Below are 26024 nucleotides of genomic sequence, written 5' to 3' on the forward strand. Positions count from 1 at the left end.
GCCGGGGTGTTGACGTTGGACGACGCCTGTCGGGTGGTCGCCGCGCGTGGCCGGTTGATGCAGGCGTTGCCCGAGGGCGGGGCGATGGTCGCGGTGCAGGCGACCGAGGCCGAGGTCTCGGATCTGTTGCGCGGTCACGAGGCGCGGGTGGGGATCGCCGCGGTCAACGGGCCGTCGGCGGTGGTGATCTCCGGCGTCGAGGACGTCGTCGTCGCGATCGCGGAGGAGTTGCGCGAGCGGGGGCACAAGACCCGGCGGCTCACCGTCAGCCACGCGTTCCACTCGCCGTTGATGGATCCCGTGCTGGACGAGTTCGCCGCGGTGCTGGCCGGGGTCGAGTTGGCCGAGCCGGTCGTTCCGATGGCCGCGACTGCCGAGGAGGTGTGTTCGGCCCGGTATTGGGTGGATCACGTGCGCGAGCCGGTGCGGTTCGCCGATCACCTCGCCCGACTGCGCGCGGCGGGTGTGACCCGGTTCGTGGAGATCGGCCCCGACGGCGTGCTCACCGCGATGGGCCCGGAGAACGTGGCCGACGCGTCGTTCACCGCGCTGCAACGCCGGGACCGACCGCAGGTGCGTACCGCCGTGACCGCGTTGGCCCACCTGCACACCGCCGGCCACACCGTCGACTGGTCCCGCCTGTTCACCGGGACCGCCGCGACCCTGACCGACCTGCCCACCTACGCCTTCCAACATCGGCACTACTGGCTGGACGTCGACCCGTTGTTCACCGCTCGGCCGCAGACGCCGGGCGACGGTTGGCACTACCGGATCGACTGGCGCCGGCGCTCGGCCGGGACGTCGGCCGGCCTCTCCGGTCGTTGGTTGTTGCTGGTGCCCGAGTCGGACGAGCGTTTCGTGTGGGTGGCCGGCGCCGAGCAGATGCTGACCGAGCGCGGTTGTGCGGTGATCCGCGTACAGGTTCCGGCCGCAGCGGATCGCACCGCGCAAGCCGCCGTCGTGCGGGACGCGGTCGCCGGGCAGCGGATCGACGCCGTGCTCAGCCTGCTGGCGTTCGACGACCGGCCACACCCGGACGCGGAAGCGGTGCCCAGCGGACTGGCCGCCGTCGCGAACACCGTGCAGGTCTGCGAGGAACTCGGCCTCGGACGCCTGTGGGTCGCCACCCGGCAGGCGGTCTGCGTCGGCGGTGCCGATCCTGCGGCGGAGACCGGTCAGGCACAGGTCTGGGGCCTGGGCCGGGTCGCCGCGCTGGAGAAGCCGCAACTGTGGGCCGGGCTGGTCGACCTCCCGGAGCGTGCCGACGCCCGGATCCGGGAACTGGTCGCCGACGTGCTGGCCGTGCCGGATGGGGAGGACCAAATCGCCGTGCGCGAGCACGGTGTGTTCGTCCGGCGCATGGTGCGTTCGTCCGCATCGACCACCGCCCGGGAATGGCAGCCCGGCGGAACCGTGCTGGTCACCGGCGGTACCGGCGGCGTCGGAGCCAATATCGCGCGTTGGCTGGTCACCCAGGACATCGAGCGGTTGTTGCTGGTCGGCCGTCGCGGTGCGGAGGCCCCGGGGGCGGCTGCGCTGCTCGACGAGCTGACCGCGTCCGGCATGCCGGTGGCCATCGAGGCGTGCGACGTCACCGATGCCGCCGCGGTGCGCCGGTTGGTCGACTCGATCCCCGCCGACCGCCCGCTGAGCGCGGTGATCCACGCCGCGGGCACGCTGGACGACTGTTTGATCGACTCGCTCACGCCACAACGTTTCGCGGGCGCACTGGACGTCAAGATCAAGGGTGCGCTCAACCTGCACGAGTCGATCGAGGACTCGCATCTGGTGCTGTTCTCCTCGCTCGCCGCGACTGTCGGCACCAAGGGACAGGGCAACTACGCCGCGGCCAACACGTTCCTCGACGCGTTCGCCGAGCAGCGCAGCGCGGCCGGACTGCCCACCACCTCGATCGCCTGGGGTGCCTGGCAGGGCGACGGCATGGTCGCCGATCATGCCGTCGCAAGCCGGACCCGCCGCTACGGCCTGCCGCTGATGGCGCCGGATCGTGCCATCGCCGCGCTGCGACACGTCATGACCGAACCGGCGGCCGCGCACATCGTGGCCGACATCGACTGGTCGCGGTTCGCCGCGGACTTCACCGCATCGCGGCCGAGCCGGCTGATCGCCGATCTCCCCGAGGTGCGCGCACTGGGCGAGCTCGGGCCGGCCACGCGGGGCACCGATCTGCCCGCCGCGCTGGCCGCGATGCCCGAGGACGAGCGCGGACCCGCTCTGCTGGAGCTGGTGCACGAACTGGTCACCACCGTGCTGGGACACGATTCGGCCCCGGATGCGGGCCAGGCGTCGCGGTCCGCGATAGGACCGGACAGTTCCTTCCACGGCATCGGCTTCGACTCGCTCACCGCCGTCGAACTGCGCAATCTTCTGGTCGTCCGGGTCGGCGTGCAACTGCCCGCGACCCTCGTCTACGACTACCCGACTCTCGCGTCGCTGGCCGAACACCTGGACGAGCACCTGGCCTTCGAGGACCGGGGCGTGGACGCCCTGCTCGCCCAACTGGACACGCTGGGCGCCAAGCTCGCGGTCGCCGAGCTGAACGCGGACGAACGCTCCCGGATTACGCACAGATTGAACGAGATCCAGTCCGCCTGTGCGCCGCGGTCGGATCCCGCACGCGACCTCCAGTCGGCGTCCCGTGCCGAGGTGCTCGACTTCCTCACCAACGAACTCGGAATCTCCCGCTGACAGTTGACCGTCTTCGACCGCTGCCGGATGCCCGGCGCAGGTAGCAGGCCGACCACCGACTCGACGGACGCACCGGAAGTGAATCCACCAATGCCTAACGACGAAGAGCTGCTCGACTATCTGAAGCAGGCCGCCGCCAACCTGCACGAGGCACGGCAGCGGGTGCGCGAGTTGGAGGACGGCGATCGCGAGCCGATCGCGATCGTGGGCATGAGCTGCCGGCTGCCCGGTGGTGTGCGCTCGCCGGAGGAGTTCTGGGAACTGTTGGACGCGGGTGTGGACGCGGTGTCGGAGTTCCCGCAGGACCGCGGCTGGGACCTGGAGAACCTCTTCGACCCCGACCCGGCCGCGCCGGGCAAGTCGTATGTCCGCGAGGGCGGATTCCTGCGCGACGCGGGGGAGTTCGACCCGGCGTTCTTCGGGATCTCGCCGCGTGAGGCGTTGGTGATGGATCCGCAGCAGCGGTTGTTGCTGGAGTGTTCGTGGGAGGCGATCGAGCGGGCCCGGATCGACCCTCGGTCGCTCAAGGGCAGCCGGACCGGCGTGTTCGTCGGCAGCAACGGTCAGGACTACGGCACCCTGCTGCTGCGTGCGGACGAGCGGTCGCACGGCTACCTGGCCACCGCCGCGTCGGCGAGTGTGCTCTCCGGGCGGATCTCCTACACGCTGGGCCTGGAGGGGCCGGCGATCACGATCAGTACGGCCTGTTCGTCCTCGCTGGTGGGACTGCACCTGGCGGCACGGGCGTTGCGCGCCGGGGAGTGCGAACTGGCCCTGGCCGGCGGGGTGACGGTGATGCCGACACCGCGGCTGTTCGAGGTGTTCTCCCGGCAACGCGGTCTGGCCGTCGACGGCAGGTGCAAAGCGTTCGCGGGCGCCGCCGACGGGACGGGCTGGGGCGAGGGTCTGGGGATCCTGCTGTTGGAGCGGCTGTCGGACGCTCGGCGGCTGGGCCATCGGGTACTGGCCGTGGTGCGGGGCACGGCGGTGAACCAGGACGGCGCGTCGAACGGGTTGACAGCCCCCAACGGACCGTCGCAACAGCGGGTGATCCGCGAGGCGTTGGCCAACGCGGGCCTGGTGCCGGGCGATGTGGACGTGGTCGAGGCGCACGGGACCGGGACGGCGCTGGGTGATCCGATCGAGGCGCAGGCGCTGCTGGCCACCTATGGGCAGGGCCGGCCCACCGATCGTCCGCTGTGGCTGGGGTCGGTGAAGTCGAACGTGGGGCATGCGCAGGCGGCCGCGGGGGTCGCCGGCGTGATCAAGATGGTCCTGGCGATGCGGGCGGGTGTACTGCCGCGGACGTTGCACGTGGACGAGCCGACCCCCGAGGTGGATTGGTCCTCGGGCGCGGTGCGGCTGCTGACCTCGGAGCAGGCGTGGCCGGTCGTGGACGGTCGGCCGCGCCGGGCGGGCGTGTCGTCGTTCGGCATCTCGGGCACCAACGCGCACGTGATCGTCGAGCAGGCGCCGGAGGTCGCCCCGGTCCCGGTCCCGGACGTCGACTCGACGCCGGCCGTGCTGCCGTGGGTGTTGTCGGGGCGGACGGCGCAGGCGTTGCGGGCGCAGGCGGCGCGGTTGGCCGCGCATCTGTCGGCAAGCCCGGAGTCGGCCGTCCCGGACGTGGGTTGGTCGTTGGCGTCGACCCGCAGCGCCTTCGAGCATCGTGCGGTGGTCGTGGGCCTGGACCGGGAGGAACTGCTCGCGGGTCTTGGTGCCGTGGCCGGGGGAGGGGCCGGGCCGGGTGTGGTTTCGGGTGCGGCGCGGTCCGGCGCCCTGGGCTTCGTGTTCGCCGGGCAGGGCGGCCAGCGGCCGGGGATGGGCCGGGGTCTGTACGAGCGATTCCCGGTGTTCGCCGAGGCGTTCGACGCGGCGGCGGCGGAGCTGGATCGGCGGTTGACGGGCCACGTCATGCATCCGGTGCGGGACGTGGTGTTCGGTGCCGAGGGCACCGAGGGTCTGCTGGACGAGACGGTGTTCACCCAGGCGGGGCTGTTCGCTATCGAGGTGGCGCTCTACCGGCTGGCCGAATCCTTCGGGGTGCGGCCGGGGCACGTGGTGGGGCATTCGATCGGCGAGTTGGCGGCGGCGCACGTCGCGGGCGTGTGGTCGTTGCCGGACGCCTGCGCGGTGGTGGCCGCACGCGGCCGATTGATGCAGGAGTTGCCGTCGGGCGGTGCGATGGCGGCGGTGGGACTGGGGCCGGACGAGGTCGAGGGGCTGTTGACGCCGGGTGTGGTGGTCGCCTCGGTGAACGGGCCCGGTCAGGTGGTGGTCTCCGGTACCGAGGAGGCCGTGGCGGCGGTGGTCGCCGAGGTGTCGGCGCGAGGCGGCCGTGCGCGTCGGCTGCGGGTGTCGCACGCGTTCCATTCCCCGTTGATGGAGCCGATGTCGGCGGAGTTCCGGCGGGTCCTGGAGTCGGTGCGCTTTGACCGCCCGGGGTTGTCGGCGGTGTCGGGTGTGACGGGTTCGTGGGTGGATCCGGATGCGTGGTGTTCGCCGGACTACTGGGTTCGCCAGGTGCGTGAGCCGGTGTTGTTCGGCGCGGGCGTGCACACCCTGTTGCACGCGGGTGTCTCGACGTGGGTGGAGCTGGGGCCCGCGGGGGCATTGGCCGGGGCGGTCGCCGAGTGCGCCGACGAGGCCGGCGTCGAGGTGGCCTCGACGGTGGCGTTGCGTGCGGGGCAGGACGAGGTGCGGACCGTGTTGTCGGCGTTGTCCGCGGTGCATGTCGGCGGACATCCGGTCGACTGGGCACCGACGTTCGCCGAGGCTCGCGCCGTCGACCTGCCCACCTACGCCTTCCAACACCAGCACTACTGGATCCACACCGGCCCGAGCACGGGCGAACCGGCGGAGATCGGCCTCGCCGACGCCCGGCACCCCTTGTTGGGCGCCACCGTCGCCATCGCGGGCGAGGACAGGGTGGTGCTCACCGGACGGTTGTCGCTGCGCACCCACCCGTGGTTGGCCGGCCACACCGTGCTGGGCTCGGTGCTGCTGCCCGGCACCGCACTGGTCGATCTGGCCCTGCGCGCCGGCGACGAGGCCGGCTGCCCGGCCCTGGAGGACCTGACCCTCCATCAGCCGCTGGTGATTCCGCAGCGGGGCTCGGCGCAGGTGCAGATGGTCGTCGGTGCCACCGAGAACGACGGCAGACGTGCCCTCACCGTGCACGCCCGGCCCCACGACGAGCACGTCGAGCACGAGTGGACCCTGCACGCGAGCGGTCTGCTGGCTCCCGCGGATGCCCCGGAGCCCGCTCCGTCGATCGCCCAGTGGCCGCCGCCGCAGGCGCAGACCGTCGACCTCGACGACTTCTACCCCGGCCTGGCCGACCACGGCTACCACTACGGTCCGCTGTTCCAAGGGCTGCGGGCCGTGTGGCGACAGGCCGACGAGATCTTCGCGGAGGTCGCCCTGCCCGAGGTGGCCGGCGCCGAGGCGGCGAGATTCGGCATGCATCCGGCCCTGCTCGACGCGGCCCTGCACGCCGCCCGGCTGGGCGAGTTCCACGAACGGCCGGACGGCAAGTACCTCCCGTTCGCCTGGACCGGGGTGGCCCTGTGGAGTCGGGGCGCGACGGCCGTGCGGGTGCGGATCTCCAAGGCGGGTACCGATGCCATCCGGCTGGACGTCACCGACACCGCGGGCCGACCGGTCCTGACCGTCGATACGCTGGCGCTGCGCCCGATCTCCGCCATGCCGCTCGACCTCGGCACATCCGATGCCCTGTTCCGCCTCGACTGGACGCCGGTGCCCGCGGCCGACGGCTCCGGACTGCGCATCGCCACCGCGAGCACGCCGGAGGAGGCACTCGCGCACGACTGCGACATCGTGGTGGTGCGGTGCTTCGACACCGACACGGAGACCGCCCCCCAGGCCGACGTCGACGCGGCGCCCGAGGCCGATGCCACGCACGCGGCCACCCACCGCGTGTTGGCCCTGCTCCAGCGCTGGCTGACCGCCGACACCGGCGCCAGGTTGGCGCTGGTCACCCGACGGGCCGTGGTGATCGGCGACGACGAGCCGGATCTCGTGCACGCGCCGTTGTGGGGACTCGTCCGGACCGCGCAGACCGAGCACCCCGACCGTTTCGTGCTGATCGATGTGGACGATCCCGGCTCCGCGACACCCGCCCTGGCCGCGGCGATCGCCACCGGCGAACCACAATCGGCGATCCGGGACGGCAGGATCCTGGTCCCCCGGTTGGCCCCCGCCGTCGTGCGGCAGGCCCCGGCCGGGTGGAACCCCGACGGCACCGTGCTGATCACCGGCGGATCCGGAACGCTGGCCGGACTCGTGGCCGAGCACGTCGTGCGGAACCTGGGTGTACGCAGGCTGATCCTGGCCAGTCGCAGCGGCAGGCCCGCCCCGGGGAGCGAACTGCTCGACGGGGAGATCACCTCGGTGCGCTGCGACGTGTCCGAGCGCGCCGCGGTGGACCGACTTCTCGCCTCGATACCGGGCGAACATCCGCTCACCGCGGTCGTGCACACCGCCGGTGTCCTGGACGACGGTGTCCTGCACGCACTGACCCCCGAACGCATCGACACCTCGTTCGCGGCGAAGGTGGACGGCGCCCGGCACCTGCACGAGGCGACCGCCGACCTGGACCTGGCCGCGTTCGTGCTGTTCTCCTCGGCCGCGGCCACCCTCGGCGCCGCCGGGCAGGGCAACTACGCCGCCGCGAACGCCTACTTGGACGCGCTGGCCACCCACCGCAGGAGGCTCGGGCTGCCCGCGGTCTCCCTCGCCTGGGGGCTGTGGGCCCAGGACAGCGGCATGACCCGCGGTCTCGGCGACGCCGAACTCACCCGAATCTCGCGGATCGGCGTCACCGCGCTGACCTCCGAGGAGGGCATGCGGCTGTTCGACGCCGGATGCGCCGCCGAGCACGCCGTGTTGTTGCCGATGCGGGTGGACACCGCGATGTTGCGCGCCCGACGCGAGCACCTCCCGGTGCCGATGCGCGGTCTGGTCCGCGAACCGGCCCGCGCCCGGCGGGACTCCTCGCTCGCGGACCGGCTGGGTGGGCTGACCGGCGCCGAACGCAGCCGGATGGTGCTCAACATCGTGCGTAGCGCCGTCGCCGACACCCTGGGCTACAACGCCGCCGACGGTGTGCGACCCGAGCAGAACCTGCACGAGGCCGGCTTCGACTCGCTGACCGCGGTGGAGTTTCGCAATCGGCTCGCCGCCGCCACCGACCTGCGGCTGCCCGCCACGCTGACCTACGACTACCCGAGCCCACGGGCGATCACCGAGCATGTGCTGACCCGGCTGATCGTGCCCGAGCCGGAGGCGGCGGCGAACACCGAGGTCGCCGCGCCGGTCCAGGACGATCCGATCGTCATCGTGGGCATGGCCGGTCGTTACCCGGGCGGCGTCCGCACACCCGACGACCTGTGGGACCTGGTCGTCTCCGGCGGCGACGGCATATCCGAGTGGCCGGTCGACCGCGGCTGGGACACCCGGAACCTGTTCGACCCCGACCCGGACGCGGTCGGCAAGTCGTATGTGCGCGAGGGCGGTTTCCTGCACCAGGCGGGCAGGTTCGACGCCGGCTTCTTCGGGATCTCGCCCCGCGAGGCGCTGGCGATGGACCCCCAGCAGCGCCTGCTGTTGGAGTGTTCGTGGGAGGCGCTCGAACACGCGGGCATCGACCCCGTCTCGCTCAAGGGCAGCCGAACCGGGGTGTACGCGGGCGTGATGTACCACGAGTACGCCTCCCGGCTGGGCGCGGTGCCGGCCGGATACGAGGGCACGCTCGGCACCGGAAGCGCCGGCAGCATCGCCTCCGGGCGGATCTCCTACACCTTCGACTTCGTCGGCCCGGCGGTCACCGTGGACACGGCGTGCTCGACCTCCCTGGTCGGACTGCACCTCGCCGCCCAGGCGTTGCGGGCGGGCGAGTGCGAGTTGGCGTTGGCCGGCGGGGTGACGGTGATGCACACCCCGCGTCCGTTCGTCGAGTTCTCCCGGCAGCGCGGACTGGCCGCCGACGGCCGCAGCAAGGCGTTCGCCAAGGCCGCGGACGGCGTGGCCTGGGCCGAGGGCGTCGGAATCCTGGTGCTGGAGCGGCTTTCCGACGCCCGGCGGCACAGGCACGAGGTGCTGGCGGTGGTGCGGGGTTCGGCGATCAACCAGGACGGGGCCTCGAACGGGTTGACGGCGCCGAACGGTCCCTCGCAACAGCGGGTGATCCGGGCCGCGTTGGCCAACGCGGGCCTGGCACCGGGCGATGTGGACGTGGTCGAGGCGCACGGGACCGGGACGGCGCTGGGCGATCCGATCGAGGCCCAGGCGCTGCTGGCCACCTACGGGCAGGGCCGGCCCGCCGATCGTCCGCTGTGGCTGGGGTCGGTGAAGTCCAACATCGGCCACACCCAGGCCGCCGCCGGCGTGGCGAGTGTGATCAAGATGATCCGGGCGATGCGCGAAGGGGTGCTGCCTCGCACGCTGCATGTGGACGAGCCGACGCCGGAGGTGGATTGGTCCTCGGGCGCGGTGCGGTTGTTGACCGCGCAGCAGGAGTGGCCCGCCGAGCACGGCCGGCCGCGCCGGGCCGGGGTGTCCTCGTTCGGCATCAGCGGTACCAACGCGCACCTGATCCTGGAACAGATACCGGACGAACAACCGGACGAGGCACCGGCACCCGCGCCGCACGTGATTCCGTGGGTGTTGTCCGGCCGCTCGCCGCAGGCACTGCGGGCGCAGGCCGCACGGTTGGCCGAGCACCTGTCGACCAAGCCGAACTCGACCGCCCTGGACGTGGGTTGGTCGTTGGCGACCACCCGCAGCGCGTTCGAGCAGCGTGCGGTGGTCGTGGGCGCGGACCGGCAGGAGTTGCTGGCCGGGCTGTCGGCGGTGGCCGCCGACGGTGCCGGCGCCGATGCGGTCGCCGTGGACGACGGTCCGGTCCTGGTGTTCGCCGGCCAGGGATGCCAATGGGTGGGAATGGGCCGGGAGTTGTCCGAGTCGTCCGCAGTGTTTCGCGAGTCGATGCGGCGGTGCGCCAAGGCGCTGGCTCCGTTCGTCGACTTCGAGCCGCTCGACGTGCTCGACGACGCCGCCGCCCTGGCCCGGGTCGAGGTCGTACAGCCCGCGTTGTGGGCGGTGATGGTGTCGCTGGCCGAGGTGTGGCGGTCCTGGGGTGTCTCGGCCGCCGCGGTGATCGGGCACTCGCAGGGCGAGATCGCCGCCGCCACGGTGGCCGGGGCGTTGTCCGTCGAGGACGCCGCCCGAGTGGTGGCGGTACGCAGCCGGTTGATCGCCGAGAAACTCTCCGGCCCGGGCGGGATGGCCTCGATCGCGTTGCCCCGCGACCAGGTCGTCGCGATGCTCCCGGAGCACCCCGGCGTGTCGATCGCGGCCGCCAACGGCCCGTCGTCCACCGTGGTTTCGGGCGACCTCGCCGGGCTGGTCGCGCTGCTGGCCTCCTGCGACGCCGGCGGGATCCGGGCCCGGCGGATCGACGTGGACTACGCCTCGCACTCGCAAGAGGTGGAGTCGATCCGCGACGAGTTGGTGACCGCGTTGCAGGGGATTCGTCCGCTGCCCGGTGACGTGCCGTTCGTGTCGACGGTGACCGGTGAGCGCATCGACACCGCCGAACTGGGCCCGGAATACTGGTACGGCAACCTGCGCCGCACCGTGGAGTTCCAGGCGGGCGTGCAGTACCTGCTGGACCGGGGACATCGGGTCTTCCTGGAGGCCAGCCCGCACCCGGTACTGACCGTGGGCATCGAAGAGACCGCGGACGGCGTGGTGGCGTTGGAGAGCCTGCGTCGGGACGAGGGCGATCTCACCCGGATGGTCGGCGCGGCGGCCGAAGCCTGGACCCGGGGTGTGGCGGTCGACTGGATGCCGTTGCTCGCCGGCGGCCGACGGGTGGAACTGCCCACCTACGCCTTCCAACACCGGCAACACTGGCTGGACGCGACGCCCGGCCACGCGGGCGACGTGGCCGCGGTGGGACTGGCCGAGGCCGGGCACGCGCTGGCTCCCGTGACGGTGGAACTGCCGGGCGGCCGGTCGGTGTGGACCGGACAACCCTCCACCCGGGCGTTTCCGTGGCTGGCGGACCACGCGGTGCTGGGATCGGTACTGCTGCCCGGCGTGGCCTGGGTGGAACTGGCGTTGCACGCCGGACACCGGGTCGGCTTCGGCGCCGTGGAGGAGCTGAACCTCCAGGCACCGCTGCTGCTGGACGAGTCGGCTCCGGCCGGGATCAGGGTGGTGGTCACCGAGCTCGACGACCCCGACCGCCGGGCGGTGTCGATGCATTCGCAGCGCCCGGACGGGACCTGGACCACCCACGCGGAGGGCATCCTCGGCGTGGCCGCTCCGCCCCCCGCCGCTCTCACGCAGTGGCCGCCCGCCGGGGCCGCGGCGCTCGACGTCGACGGGTTCTACGAGAGACTCGAAGCGGCCGGCTACCACTACGGCGACGCGTTCCGCGGCCTGCGGCGGATCTGGCGGAGCGGCGAGGAGCTGTACGCCGAGATCGCGCTGCCCGGGGACGGGACGAGCGAGGGGTTCGGCATCCACCCCGCACTCTTCGACGCGGCCCTGCACGGCATCGCCTTCGACGACGCGGCCGGGCACCGTCCCGGCGAGACCCGACTCCCGTTCTCCTTCACCGACGTGCACCTGTTCGCCACCGGCGCGACCGCGCTGCGGGTGCGGATCGACCCGCGCGAATCCTCCTGGCGGGCCTGGGACGGCGACGGACTCCCGGTGTTCGACATCGGACGGCTCGCCACCCGGCCGGTCGACGCGGGGCAGTTGGCGACGAAGCCCGCGGAAGTCCTGTTCGGGATCGACTGGCAGCCGGTGACCCCGGCCCCCGGATCCGTTGCCGGCTCCGCGGTCGTCCTGGGCCCGGACCCCCTCGACCTGGCCGCCGCACTGGAGCACGCGGGCCTGCGGGTCGACACCGCCGCCGACCCGGCCGCCGTACGGATCGTGCCCGACCTGGTTCTGCTCCCGTGCCGGTGGCCCGCGGCCGATCGCGACGAGCCGCCCGCGGCCGTGCGCGCGGCGACCGGGCGGGTCCTCGGCGTGTTGCAGGAGTGGCTCACCGACGCCCGCTTCGCCGAATCCCGCCTGGTCGTGGTCACCCGCGACGAGTCCCGCGACGGCCTCGTGCACGGCACCGTCCGGGCACTGCTGCGCACTGCGCAGACCGAGAACCCGGACCGGATCACCCTCCTCGACCTGGACGACCACCCCGACTCGACCGCCACCGTGCCCGGCTTCGCGGCCGGCCCCGAACCCGAGGTGCTGGTGCGGGCCGGCCTGGGCAAGGTGCCCCGACTGGCCCGGATCGGCGAGCCGACCGGGGGCGGTTCGCTGGGCACCGGCACCGTCCTGATCACCGGTGGCACCGGCACCCTGGGCGCACTGCTGGCCCGGCACATCGTGGAGACACACGGCAACACCCGGCTCCTGCTGGTCGGCCGCGCCGGCCCCGCGGCCGCCGGCGCCGACCGGCTGCACGCCGAACTCACCGAACTGGGCGCACACGTCGACATCGTGGCGGCCGACGTCGCCGACCGCGGCGCCGTGGCCGAACTGCTCGCCGGAGTGGACCCGGAGTACCCGCTGTCCGCCGTCGTGCACGCCGCCGGTGTGCTGGACGACGGCGTGCTCGGCAACCAACCCGCGCAGTGGCTGGACGCGGTGTTGCGCCCCAAGGCCGATGCCGCCTGGCACCTGCACGAACTGACCGCCGACCTGCCGCTGAGCGCGTTCGTACTGTTCTCCTCTGCCGCCTCGGTCCTCGGCGCGGCCGGCCAGGCCAACTACGCGGCGGCGAACGGCTTCCTGGACGCGCTCGCCGCGCACCGCGCGGCCCGCGGCCTGCCCGGCCTGTCGCTGGCCTGGGGACTGTGGGCCCAGCGCAGCGAAATGACCAGGCAGGTCGGGTCCGCGTCGCGCAACATCGCCGCGGTCGGCGCGCTGTCCGCCGCCGAGGCCCTGGCCGCCTTCGACGCCGCGCTCGGCGTCGCTGCGCCGCTCGCGGTACCCATCCGACTCGACACGGGGTCCGGGCACGAGGTGCCGGCGATGTTGCGCGGCCTGGTGCGGGCGCCGCGGCGGACGGTCGCCGCCGCGGTTCCGGCGACCGACGGACGGTTCGCACAGCGGTTGGCCGAGCTGAGCGGCGAGGAACGGCTGCACCTGGTGCAGGACGTCGTACTCGGCGCGGCGGCCGCGGTGCTCGGCCACGAGAGCCCGGACGCGATCGTCCCCTCGCGAGGTTTCCTCGACCTGGGCTTCGACTCGCTGACCGCGGTACGGCTGCGCAACAGGCTGGCCAAGCACTTGGATCTGCGGCTGCCCGCCACCACCGTCTTCGACCACCCGAGCCCGGAACGGCTCGCCGCCTACCTGGTCGGGCGGTTGGTGGGCACGGTCGACGCCACCGGATCGGCGCTGGAACGGCTGGACGTGCTGCGCCGCGACCTCACCGGCCCGACCTCGCACGCACTGGACCGGGGCCTGATCGCCCAACGGCTGACCGCCCTGCTGGCGGAGCTGCGGTCGTCGGCCGCACCCGCCGACGACGTCGGCGACCTGGATACCGCGACCGCGGACGAGATCTACGCCTACCTGGACGACGAGCTGGGAATCGGAGGTGCGCAGTGAACGGCGACGACAAGGCGCTCGGATACCTGAAACGGGTCACCGCGGAACTGCGGTCCGCTCGCGAGCGGGTGCGCGAACTGGAGTCGGCGGCCGTCGAGCCGATCGCGATCGTCGCGATGGCCTGCCGCTTCCCCGGCGGCGTCCGCACCCCGGAGGAGCTGTGGGACCTGGTCGCACAGGGCCGCGACGCGATCGCGCCGTTCCCGGCCGACCGGGGCTGGGACGCCGACCTCTTCCATCCCGACCCGGACGCGCCCGGCAGGTCCTATGTGCGCGAAGGCGGATTCCTTTACGACGTCGCCGACTTCGACCCCGGGTTCTTCGGTGTCTCGCCCCGTGAGGCGTTGACGATGGACCCGCAACACCGGCTGCTGCTGGAGTGTTCGTGGGAGGCCCTGGAGCGGGCGGGCATCGGCCCGGCCGCGTTCGCGGACAGCCCGATCGGTGTCTACACCGGACTGATGACCCACGAGTACGCGACCCGACTGCCTCGCCTCGACGAGGACGTCGAGGCGTTCGTCGGCATCGGCAACGCCGGCAGTGCGGCCTCCGGGCGGATCTCCTACACCTTCGGGCTGACCGGGCCCGCGGTCACCGTGGACACGGCCTGTTCGTCCTCGCTGGTCGCCCTGCACCTGGCCGCGCAGGCGCTGCGGCAACGACAGTGCTCGCTGGCGTTGGCCGGCGGAGCGTCGGTCATCTCGGCGCCGACCGTGTTCACCACCTTCAGCAGGCAGCGCGGACTCGCGGCGGACGGTCGCTGCAAGGCGTTCTCGTCCACGGCGGACGGCACGGGCTTCGGCGAGGGTGTCGGGGTGCTGGTGCTGGAGCGGCTTTCCGACGCCCGGCGGCACGGGCACGAGGTGCTGGCCGTGTTGCGCGGTTCGGCGGTGAACCAGGACGGTGCCAGCAGTGGGTTCACCGCGCCGAACGGCCCGTCGCAGCAGGCGGTCGTCCGGCAGGCCCTGGACGACGCCCGGCTGACGCCGGATCAGATCGACGCGGTGGAGGCGCACGGCACCGGCACCACGCTGGGTGATCCGATCGAGGGACAGGCACTGCTGGCGGTCTACGGACCCGGTCGGCCCGCCGATCGTCCGCTGTGGCTCGGCTCGCTGAAGTCGAACATCGGCCACACCCAGGCCGCCGCCGGGGTCGCCGGCGTGATCAAGACGGTGCTGGCGATGCGGGCGGGCGTGTTGCCGCGGACGTTGCACGTGGACGAGCCGACTCCCGAGGTGGATTGGTCCTCGGGCGCGGTGCGACTGCTGACCGCGCAGCAGGCGTGGCCGGCCGAGCACGGTCGGCCGCGCCGGGCCGGGGTGTCCTCGTTCGGGATCTCCGGCACCAACGCGCACGTGATCGTCGAACAGGCCCCGGACGAGCCCTCCGACGACGTCGTGGTGGCCGGCCCCGACGTACTGCCGTGGGTGTTGTCCGGCCGGTCGCCCGAGGCGTTGCGGGCACAGGCCGCGCGGTTGGCGGCGCACGCCACCGCTCGTCCGGAATCGGCCGCGCTGGACCTGGGCTGGTCGCTGGCCGCCACGCGCGGTGTGTTCGAGCACCGTGCCGTGGTGGTCGGCCGCAGCCGCGAGGAGTTGCTGGCCGGCACGTCGGCGGTGGCCGCCGGGGGCGAGCATCCCGGGGCGGCCGGCGTCCACCGCGGCGTGGTGCTGGTGTTCGCCGGCCAGGGTTGCCAATGGGTCGGCATGGGGCGGGAGTTGTCCGAGTCGGCCGCGGTGTTCCGCGAGTCGATGGGGCGTTGCGCCGAGGCGTTGCGGCCCTTCGTCGACTTCGACGTGCGGGCCGTACTGACGGACGAGACGGCGCTGGCACGGGTGGAGGTCGTGCAGCCCGCGCTGTGGGCGGTGATGGTCTCCCTGGCCGCGCTGTGGCGGTCCTGGGGTGTGCCGGTGTCCGCGGTGATCGGGCATTCGCAGGGTGAGATCGCCGCCGCGACGGTGGCCGGGGCGCTGTCCGTCGACGACGCCGCGCGGGTGGTGGCGTTGCGGAGCCGGCTGATCGCCGAGAGGTTGTCCGGGTTGGGCGGGATGGTGTCGGTGGCGTTGCCGCGCGACGAGGTGGTCGCCCTGCTCGCCGACTACCCCGACGTGTCGGTGGCGGCGGTCAACGGGTCGTCGTCCACCGTGGTTTCCGGTGACATCCCCGGGCTGGACAAGCTGCTCGCCGCGTGTGCGGGGCAGGGGGTGCGGGCCCGGCGGATCGACGTGGACTACGCCTCCCACTCCGCGCAGATCGAGCTGATCCGCGACGAACTGCTCACCCTGCTGGACGGGATCACCCCGCGAACCGCCGAACTCGCGTTCGTGTCGACGGTGACGGGCGAGCGGATCGACACCGCCGAACTGGGCCCCGAGTACTGGTACCGGAACCTGCGGCAGACCGTGGAATTCCGGGCCGGTGTGCGCCACCTGCTGGACCGGGGGCACGCGGTGTTCATCGAGTCCAGCCCGCACCCGGTCCTGACCGTCGGCATCGAGGAGACGGCCCAGCACCATCAGGCGGTGGTGCTGGAGAGCCTGCGCCGGGACGAGGGAGACCTCACCCGGATGGTGACGGCGGCCGGCGAAGCCTGGATTCGAGGTGTCGAGATCGACTGGACGCCGCTGCTGGCCGGCGGCCGGCGGGTGCAACTGCCCGGATACGCCTTCCAACGCTCGCGCTACTGGCTGGAAGCCGCGGACCGGCCCCGGCCCGCCGCCGAGGAGGGGGACCAGGACTTCTGGGCCGCCGTCGACCAGGGCGACCCGGACCGACTGGCGGCCCTGCTGCGGGGTCCGGCAGGGCAGGACCACGACGACCTGCGCCCGCCCCTGGCGCACGTGTTGCCGGCGCTGGCCGACTGGCGTCGGGAACGGCGGCGCAAACTCGCCGCGGACGCCCTGCGCTACCGGGTCGTCTGGCGGCCGGTCGCCGACCCCCGGCCCCCCGCCGAGCCGATCGCCCGCTGGACCGTGGTCGTGCCCGCCGAACTCGAACACGACGCGGACACCGACCGGATCCGCGCGGCCCTGGCCGGCGCCGGCGCCGACGTCGACCTCCTGGCCCTGGGACCACAGGACACCCGGGCGACGCTCGCCGAGCGGCTGGGCGTCGCCCGCCCCACCGCGCTGGTGTCCCTGCTGGGACTGGCCGAGACCACGCACCGGGACCACGACGTACTGCCCCGTGCCGTGTCGGACACCGTGCTGCTCGTCCAGGCGCTGACCGACGCCGCAGTGCGAGCCCGCCTGTGGACGCTCACCCGCGGCGGCGTCGCGGCCACCGGCACCGACTCGGTGGACTCCACAAAATCCGCGCAACTGTGGGGTCTTGCACGGGTGTTCGGGTTGGAACACCCGGAGTCGTGGGGAGGTCTGCTCGACCTGCCGGCCGAACTCGACGAGCGTACGGCGGCCCTGCTGCTCGCCGCCCTGTCCACCCCGGACGGCGAGGACCAGCTCGCCCTGCGCCCGGCCGGGCTGCTGGCCAGGCGGCTGGTCCGGGCCCCGGCATCCGAAAGCGCGGGCAGCGCGCCGCAGTTCCGCGACACCGCGCTGATCACCGGCGGCACCGGCGGACTGGGCGGCCACGTCGCCCGCCGGCTGGCGCACGCCGGTGTACGGCACCTGGTGCTGGTCAGCCGCCGCGGCCCGGACGCGGAAGGCGCGGATCGACTGCGCGAGGAGCTGGTCGCCCTCGGCGCCCGGGTCACCATCGCCGCGTGCGACGTCGCCGACCGCGCCGCCCTGGCCACGCTCCTGGAGCAACTGCGCACGGCCGGCCCGCCGATCCGCACCGTCGTGCACACGGCGGGCTCGGGACGGTCCGCGCGGCTGCTGGACACCGACGCGGCCGAGATCGCCGCGGTGCTCGCGCCGAAGGCGGCGGGCGCGCGAAACCTGCACGAACTGCTCGGCGATCTGGACGCCTTCGTACTGTTCTCCTCCGGCGCGGGAGTGTGGGGCAGCGGCGGACAGGGTGCGTACGCGGCGGCCAACGCCGACCTGGACGCACTCGCCGAACACCGCCGCGGTCGGGGCCTGGCCGCCACGTCGGTGGCCTGGGGCGCCTGGGCCGGCGAGGGGATGGCGACGGGGGCCGCCGAGGAGCGCCTGCACCGCCAGGGGCTGCGGTTCATGGATCCGCAGGTCGCGATCGGCGCCCTGGATCAGGCGCTCGAACACGACGAGGGCACCCTCGTCGTCGCGGACATCGACTGGCCGACCTTCGCCGCGCGCTACACGTCGGCGCGCGATCGGCCGCTGATCGGCGAGATTCCCGAGGCCCGGCCGGTGCGAGCGCCGGAACCGGCGGAGCAGACCCCGGACCTGGTCGCCAGGTTGGCCACGCTCTCCGGGGACGAGCGACGTCGGGCGCTGCTCGGCGCGGTGGCGGCGCAGGCCGCGGTGGTGCTGGGGCACCCCGACGCGGCCGCGGTCCCGGTCGACCGGTCGTTCCGCGACCTCGGCTTCGACTCGCTCACCGCGGTCAAGCTGCGCAATCGGCTCGCGGCGGCCACCGGGCTGAGCCTGCCGGCCGGCCTGGTCTTCGACCACCCGAACCCCGCGGCGCTCGCGACGTACCTCGGCTCGCGGCTCGCCTTCGACGAAAACCCGGTCCGCTCCGCCCTGTTCGAGGACCTGGCCCGACTGGAGTCCACCGTCGCGGCACTGTCCTGCGACACCCTGCCCGCGGTCGTGCCGGACGTCCGGGAGCGGGCGGCGCTCACCACGCGGCTGCGCGCCCTGCTCACCGGATGGGACCAGGCCCGGGGCGGCGATCAGAGTGCTTCCCGAGAACAGGTCGACGACGTGAGCGACGACGATCTCTTCGACTTCATCGACGCCAAATTCGGCCGTTCCTGACCTCTGTCGACTACCACGCGAAAAGGATGGGTCTCTCCATGGGGGACGAAGACAAGCTCCGCACCTATCTCCGGCGCGTCACCGCCGACCTGGCGGACGTGACGGAGCGGTTGCAGCAGGCAGAGGACCGGTACTGCGAGCCGATCGCCATCGTGGGCATGGGCTGCCGCTATCCCGGCGGCGTGCGGTCGCCCGAGGACTTCTGGACGCTGCTCGACGACGGCGTCGACGCGGTCGCCGGGTTCCCCGACGATCGCGGCTGGGACCTGGACGAGCTGTACGACCCGGACCCCGACGAGCCGGGCAAGTGCTACGTCCGCGACGGCGGCTTCCTGTACGACGCGGGGGAGTTCGACCCCGGGTTCTTCGGCATCTCGCCGCGCGAGGCCCTGTCGATGGATCCGCAGCAGCGGCTGCTGCTGGAGTGTTCCTGGGGCGCGCTGGAGCGGGCCGGCATCGACCCGGTGTCGCTGCGCGGCACGGACGTCGGCGTCTACATCGGCGCCTGGAACGGCCACTACGGCAGGACGAGCGGGGCGGAGAGCTCCGAGGGCCACCTGCTGACCGGCAACGCGTCCAGCGTGGTCTCCGGCCGGGTGTCCTACGTGCTCGGTCTCCAGGGCCCCGCCGTCACGGTGGACACCGCGTGCTCGTCCTCGCTGGTCGGGCTGCATCTGGCCGCGCAGGCGCTGCGGGCCGGGGAATGCGACCTGGCGTTGGCCGGCGGCGTGACGGTGATGTCCACCCCGTTGGCGCTGGTGTCCTTCTCCCGGCAGCGGGGACTGGCCTGGGACGGCCGCTCGAAGGCGTTCTCGGCGTCCGCCGACGGCATGGGCATGGCCGAGGGCGTCGGCGTACTGGTACTGGAGCGGCTCGCCGAGGCCCGGCGCAACGGCCACGAGGTGCTGGCCGTGCTGCGCGGCTCGGCGGTGAACCAGGACGGCGCCTCGAACGGCCTGGCCGCGCCGAACGGGCCGTCCCAACAGCGGGTCATCCAGGCGGCGTTGGCCAACGCCCGGCTCGCCCCCTCGGACATCGACGTGGTCGAGGCGCACGGCACGGGTACCGCCCTGGGCGACCCGATCGAGGCGCAGGCGCTGCTGGCCGCGTACGGGCAGGGGCGGCCGGCGGATCGTCCGCTGTGGCTGGGGTCGGTGAAGTCCAACGTCGGGCACACCCAGGCCGCCGCCGGCGTGGCGAGCGTGATCAAGATGGTGCTGTCGCTGCGCGAAGGCGTATTGCCCAGGACCTTGCATGTGCAGGAGCCGACGGCGGAGGTGGACTGGTCCTCGGGCTCGGTGCGGTTGTTGGCGTCGCCGCAGGAATGGTCCGCCGGGCACGGCCGGCCGCGCCGGGCCGGGGTGTCCTCGTTCGGGATCTCCGGCACCAACGCCCACGTGATCGTCGAGGAGGCGCCGCCCGCCGAGTCCGTCCGGGACCGGGCCGAGCGCGCACCGGTGCCCGACGCGCTGCCGTGGGTGTTGTCCGGCCGCACCGCGGCGGCACTGCGGGCACAGGCGGCGCAACTGGGCGCGCGGGTGGCGCATCTGGACCCCGTCGACGTGGGCTGGTCGCTCGCGACCACCCGCAGCGCGTTCGAGCACCGCGCGGTGGTGGTGGGCCGGGACCGGGAGGAACTGCTCGCGGGCCTGGCGGCAGTGGCCACCGGCCCCGACGGCCCGGCGGCCACTGTGCGAGACGGTGCGGTGCTGGTGTTCGCCGGCCAGGGGTGTCAATGGCTCGGCATGGGCCGGGCACTGCTGGAGTCCTCCGCGGTGTTCCGGGACTCGATGCGGCGGTGCGCCAAGGCGCTGGCTCCGTTCGTCGACTTCGAGCCGCTCGACGTGCTCGACGACGCCGCCGCCCTGGCCCGGGTCGAGGTCGTACAGCCCGCGTTGTGGGCGGTGATGGTGTCGCTGGCCGAGGTGTGGCGGTCCTGGGGTGTCTCGGCCGCCGCGGTGATCGGGCACTCGCAGGGCGAGATCGCCGCCGCCACGGTGGCCGGGGCGTTGTCCGTCGAGGACGCCGCCCGGGTGGTGGCACTGCGGAGCCGGTTGATCGCCGAGAAACTCTCCGGCCCGGGCGGGATGGTGTCGGTGGCGTTGTCCCGGGAGCGGGTCCTGCCGCTGCTGGCCGACTACCCGGGCGTGTCGGTGGCGGCGGTCAACGGCTCCTCGTCCACCGTGGTCTCCGGCGACGTCGCCGGCCTGGAGGAATTGCTCGCCGCGTGTGAGGCCGACGGGATCCGGGCCCGGCGGATCGACGTGGACTACGCGTCGCACTCCGCACAGGTGGAGACGATCCGCGAGGAACTGCTCGCGGCCCTCGCGGGCATCTCGCCCCGCACCGGCGAGCTGCCGTTCGTGTCGACGGTGACCGGCGAGCGGATCGACACCGTCGAGCTTGGCCCCGAGTACTGGTACCGCAACCTGCGGCAGACGGTGGAATTCCGGACCGGTGTCCGGTACCTGCTGGACCAGGGCCACGCCGTGTTCCTCGAATGCAGCCCGCACCCGGTCCTGACGGTCGGGATCGAGGAGACCGTGCACGAGGCCGGCGGGCAGGCCGTGGTCCTGCAGAGCCTGCGCCGCGACGAGGGCGACCTGGCGCGGATGATCACCTCGGCCGGCGACGCCTGGGCCGGCGGCCTGCCCATCGACTGGCCGGCCATGGTGCCCGGCGGCCGGCGGGTGGGCCTGCCCACCTACGCGTTCCAGCGCGAGCGCCTGTGGCTGGAGCCGCCGCGTGCGCACGCCGGTGACGTGGGCGCGGCCGGACTGGTCGAGGCCGGCCACGAACTGCTGCCCGCAGCGGTGGAGTTGCCGGGCGGGCAGTGGGCGTGGACCGGCCGGCTGGCATTGACGCAGTATCCGTGGCTGGCCGATCACCAGGTGCTCGGCTCGGTGCTGGTGCCGGGCGTGGTGTGGGTCGAGCAGGCCCTGCACGCGGGCCACCAGGTCGGCTTCGGCTGCGTCGAGGAACTGACCCTGCAGGCACCCCTGGTGCTGGACGAGACGGAGTCGGTACAGATCCGGGTGGTCGTCACCGACATCGGCGAGCCGGAGCGGCGGTCGGTGTCGGTGCACTCGCGCGGCGCCGAACAGGACTGGGTGACGCACGCCGAGGGGTTCCTGACGATCGAGGGACGGCAGCCGCAGAGCATGGCGGTCTGGCCGCCCGCCGGGGCGACCCCGGTGGAGGCGGACGGGTTCTACGAGCGACTGGACGACGCCGGATACCGCTACGGACCGGTGTTCCGCGGCGTCCGCAAGGTGTGGCGGGCGGGCGAGGAACTGTTCGCCGAGGTCGACCTGCCCGAGGACGTCGACGTATCCGGATTCGGCCTGCACCCGGGCCTGTTCGACGCCGCGCTCCAAGCCGGCGCGGTCGGTGCGCTCGGCGCCGGCGAGACCCGGCTGCCGTTCTCCTTCACCGACGTGCAACTGTTCGCCACCGGCGCCCGGTCCCTGCGGGTGCGGGTCGGCCCGGCCGGTGCACAGGGAAGGTCCTGGCACGCCTGGGACGGCACCGGACTGCCGGTGTTCAGCCTCGCGAACCTCGCCACCCGGCCGGTCGAAGCCGACCAACTCGCGGCCAAGCGCCCGGAATCGTTGTTCAAGGTCGGCTGGGACGAAGCCGTCCCCGTGGTCGGGACCGACGCCCGAGCCGCGCGCGCCGCGGTGCTGGGGGACGACCCGCTCGGCCTCGCCCCGGCCCTGGAGACCGCCGGTTGGCAGGTGGCCACCGCCGCCGAGCCGGCGTCCGTCGAGCCGGTACCCGAGGTGCTCGTGCTGCCGTGCGTGCACCCGACCCGGCCCGACCAGGACGTGCCCGCGGCCGTCCGGGCGGCCGTCGGGCACGTGCTGGCCGTGATCCGGGACTGGCTCGCCGACGAACGGTTCGCCGACTCCCGGCTGGTCGTGGTCACCCGCAACGCCCTGCCCGGAGACCTGATCCACAGCCCGGTCTGGGGCCTGGTGCGATCCGCGCAGACCGAGAACCCCGGGCGGATCACCCTCGTCGATGTCGACGACCACGCGGACTCGCTCTCGACGCTGGCCGAGGTGATCCACGCCGACGAACCCCGGGTCATGGTCCGGGCCGGCAAGGCCACCGCCGCCCGACTGCTGCGCGTCACGCCCACCGACCTCGTGCCGCCCGCCGGAACGGCCGCCTGGCGACTGGAGATCACCGAACCGGGCACCTTCGACAACCTCACCCTGGGCGCCTACCCGCACGCCGAGAAGCCACTGGCGGATCACGAGGTGCGCGTCGCGGTACACGCGGGCGGCCTGAACTTCCACGACGTGGTCGCCGCCCTGGGCATGGTCGACGACGACCTGACGCTGGGCCGCGAGGCCGCCGGCGTGGTGGTGGAGGTCGGCGGCGCGGTACCGGACCTGGCCCCGGGCGACCGGGTGATGGGCATCCTGTCCGCGGGCTTCGGTCCGCTCGCGGTGACCGACCACCGCTACCTGGCGCGGATCCCGGCGAGTTGGACCTTCACCCAGGCGGCCTCGGTGCCTGCGGCGTTCCTCACCGCCTACTACGGCCTGTGCGACCTCGGCCGGGTCGGCGCGGGCGACCGCGTACTGATCCACGCCGCCGCCGGCGGTGTGGGCATGGCGGCCGTGCAGATCGCGCGGCAACTGGGCGCCGAGGTGTTCGGCACCGCCAGTCCGGGCAAGTGGGGCACGCTGCGCGAACTGGGGCTGGACGACGCGCACATCTCCTCCTCCCGCACCCTCGACTTCGAAAAGAACTTCCTGGCGGCCACCGACGGACGCGGTGTGGACCTGGTACTGAACTCGCTGGCCCGGGAGTTCGTCGACGCCTCGCTGCGACTGATGCCCGGCGGCGGCCGGTTCGTGGACATGGGCAAGACCGACATCCGACACCCCGAGCAGGTGGCCGAGACCCATCCCGGTGTCGCCTACCGGGCCTTCGACCTGGTCGAGGCCGGTCCGCAACGGACCGGCGAGATGCTCGCCGAGATCGTCCGACTGTTCGAGGCCGGAAAGTTGCGGCTGCTGCCGATCACCCAGTGGGACGTCCGCCGGGCGCCGGAGGCGTTCCGGCACATCAGCCAGGCCAAGCACGTCGGCAAGATCGTGCTCACCGTTCCCCGGGCGATCAGGACGGACGGCACGGTGCTGGTGACCGGAGCCGGCGGCACGGTGGGCGGGTTCGTCGCCCGACACCTGGTCACCGAGCACGGCGCGACCCGCCTGCTGCTGATCGGCCGCAGCGCCGAACGCACCGAACTGGTACGCGAACTCACCGAACTCGGCGCCACCGTCACCTGGGCCTCCTGCGATCTGGCCGACGCCGAGCGGCTGGAGCAGGTGCTGCGCTCGGTCGACGACCGGCACCCGCTGGTCGCGGTGATCCACTCGGCGGGCGTGCTGGACGACGGAGTGATCGGTAAGCAGACCCCCGAACGCCTCGACACCGTGATGCGCCCGAAGGTCGACGCGGCGTGGAACCTGCATCGACTGGTCGGCAACGCGCCACTGACCGACTTCGTGCTGTTCTCCTCCGCCAGCGGGGTCCTCGGCGGCGCCGGTCAATCCAACTACGCGGCGGCCAACGCCTTCCTCGACGCACTGGTCGAACACCGCCGCGCGGCGGGCCTGGCCGGCCAGTCGCTGGCCTGGGGCCTGTGGACCGACCGCAGCGCGATGACCGGACGACTGGGCTCCACCGAGCTGGCCAGGATCGCCCGCAACGGTGTCGCCGGGATGTCCGAACAGGACGGACTGGCCCTGTTCGACGCCGCCCGCGACACGGGCGAGGCACTGCTGCTGCCCATGCACCTGGACGTCGCCGGCCTGCGGGGCCGCAGTGGCGAGGTGCCGGCGATGTTCCGCCGACTGGTGCGCTCCGCGACCCGGCGCACGGTGAGCGCCGCCGTGCAGGACTCCGGTCTGGAACAGCAACTCGCGTCGTTGACCGCGGCCGAACGCGGTGAACTGCTGCTCGGCCTGGTGCGCGAGCACGCGGCGGCGGTGCTCGGCCACGGCACCGCGGACGCGATCGCCACGGACCGACCCTTCCGGGAGCTGGGCTTCGACTCGCTGACCGCGGTCGAACTGCGCAACAGGTTCACCGCGCTCACCGGGCTGCGATTGCCCGCCACCGTGGTCTTCGACCATCCGACACCGCAGGCCCTGGCCAAGTACCTGGACGGGCTGCTGACCACCGACCCGGTGTCCCCGACCGAGCCGGTACTGGCCGCGGTCGGCCGGTTGCGCGGCGAACTGCGCGGTCTCGACCCGGACGCCGACGGCGTCGAGGACGTGACGATCCACCTGGAGGCGCTGCTCGTCGAGTGGCGCGCGGCGACGGCCGCGCGGGAGCGAGTGACCGACTACGACGACCTGTCGGCGGCCACCGACGAGGAGATCTTCGCCATGGTCGACAGCGACCTGGGAGAGTCCTGATGACGGCCGGGTCCACCGAGGAAAAGCTCCGCGACTATCTGAAGAAGACCGTCGCCGATCTGCGCAGCGTACGACAGCGGCTGCGCGAGGCCGAGCGCAAGGACGCGGAGCCGATCGCGATCATCGGCATGAGCTGCCGACTGCCCGGCGGAGCCCGTTCGCCGGAACGGTTCTGGGAGCTGCTCGACCACGGCGTGGACGCACTGGCACCGCTGCCCACCGACCGGGGCTGGGACCTGGACGCCGCGTTCGACGAAAACCGCTCCTATGTCCGCGAGGGCGGATTCCTCTACGACGCCGGGGAGTTCGATGCCGAGTTCTTCGGGATCTCGCCGCGTGAGGCGTTGGCGATGGATCCGCAGCAGCGGTTGTTGCTGGAGTGTTCGTGGGAGGCGATCGAGCGGGCCCGGATCGACCCCCGGTCGCTCCAGGGCAGCCGAACCGGCGTCTACTTCGGCACGATCGGTCAGGACTACTTCTCGCTGTTCGCCGGATCGGGCGGCGAGTACGCGAACTACCTGGCCACCGCGTGTTCGGCGAGTGTGATGTCCGGCCGGGTGTCCTACGCACTGGGCCTGGAGGGCCCCGCGGTCACGGTGGACACCGCGTGTTCGTCGTCACTGGTGGGACTGCACTCGGCCGCCCAGGCGTTGCGGGCGGGCGAGTGCGATCTGGCGTTGGCCGGTGGTGCCACCGTGATGGCGACGCCGACCGTGTTCACCGCGTTCTCCCACCAGCGCGGGCTGGCCACCGACGGCCGAGCGAAGGCGTTCTCGGCCGCGGCCGACGGAGCGGGATTCGGCGAGGGCGTCGGCGTGTTGGCCTTGGAGCGGTTGTCGGACGCCCGGCGAAACGGCCACGAGGTGCTGGCCGTGGTGCGGGGTTCGGCGATCAACCAGGACGGCGCCTCGAACGGGTTGACGGCGCCGAACGGTCCCTCGCAACAGCGGGTGATCCGGGCCGCGTTGGCCAACGCGGGCCTGGCGCCGAGCGATGTGGACGTGGTCGAGGCGCACGGAACCGGGACGGCGCTGGGCGATCCGATCGAGGCCCAGGCGCTGTTGGCGACCTACGGGCGCGGTCGGCCGGCGGATCGTCCGTTGTGGCTGGGGTCGGTGAAGTCCAACATCGGGCATTCGCAGGCCGCCGCCGGGGTCGCCGGTGTGATCAAGATGGTCCTGGCGATGCGGGCGGGCGTGCTGCCGCGGACGTTGCACGTGGACGAGCCGACCCCCGAGGTGGATTGGTCCTCGGGTGGGGTGCGGTTGTTGGCGGAGGCTCGGTCGTGGTCGACGGTGGGTGGTTTGCCGCGGCGGGCGGGGGTGTCGTCGTTCGGGATTTCGGG

The 26024-nt window shown here is 73.0% G+C and carries 5 protein-coding genes; all 5 read left to right on the forward strand.

The window, feature by feature from the left end:
• On the forward strand, positions 1-2709 hold a 2709-nt coding region (locus ACFXMF_RS34600), incomplete at its 5' end, for a type I polyketide synthase (protein ID WP_380020957.1).
• Between the two features lie 78 nt (positions 2710-2787).
• Complete coding sequence (locus ACFXMF_RS34605) at positions 2788-13368, forward strand: SDR family NAD(P)-dependent oxidoreductase (protein WP_380017789.1); 10581 nt, start codon at positions 2788-2790, stop codon at positions 13366-13368.
• Positions 13365-18236, forward strand: a complete 4872-nt coding sequence (locus ACFXMF_RS34610; RefSeq protein WP_380020959.1) for a type I polyketide synthase — start codon at positions 13365-13367, stop codon at positions 18234-18236. Before ACFXMF_RS34605 ends, ACFXMF_RS34610 begins: the two co-directional genes overlap by 4 nt.
• A 38-nt stretch (positions 18237-18274) precedes the next feature.
• Complete coding sequence (locus ACFXMF_RS34615; protein ID WP_379992007.1) at positions 18275-24679, forward strand: SDR family NAD(P)-dependent oxidoreductase; 6405 nt, start codon at positions 18275-18277, stop codon at positions 24677-24679.
• A gap of 38 nt (positions 24680-24717) precedes the next feature.
• Positions 24718-26024 (forward strand): type I polyketide synthase (locus tag ACFXMF_RS34620; protein ID WP_379992008.1); only part of this gene is annotated, 1307 nt, incomplete at its 3' end.

The sequence above is a fragment of the Embleya sp. NPDC059213 genome (assembly GCF_042754445.1).
Taxonomy (GTDB): Bacteria; Actinomycetota; Actinomycetes; order Streptomycetales; family Streptomycetaceae; genus Embleya.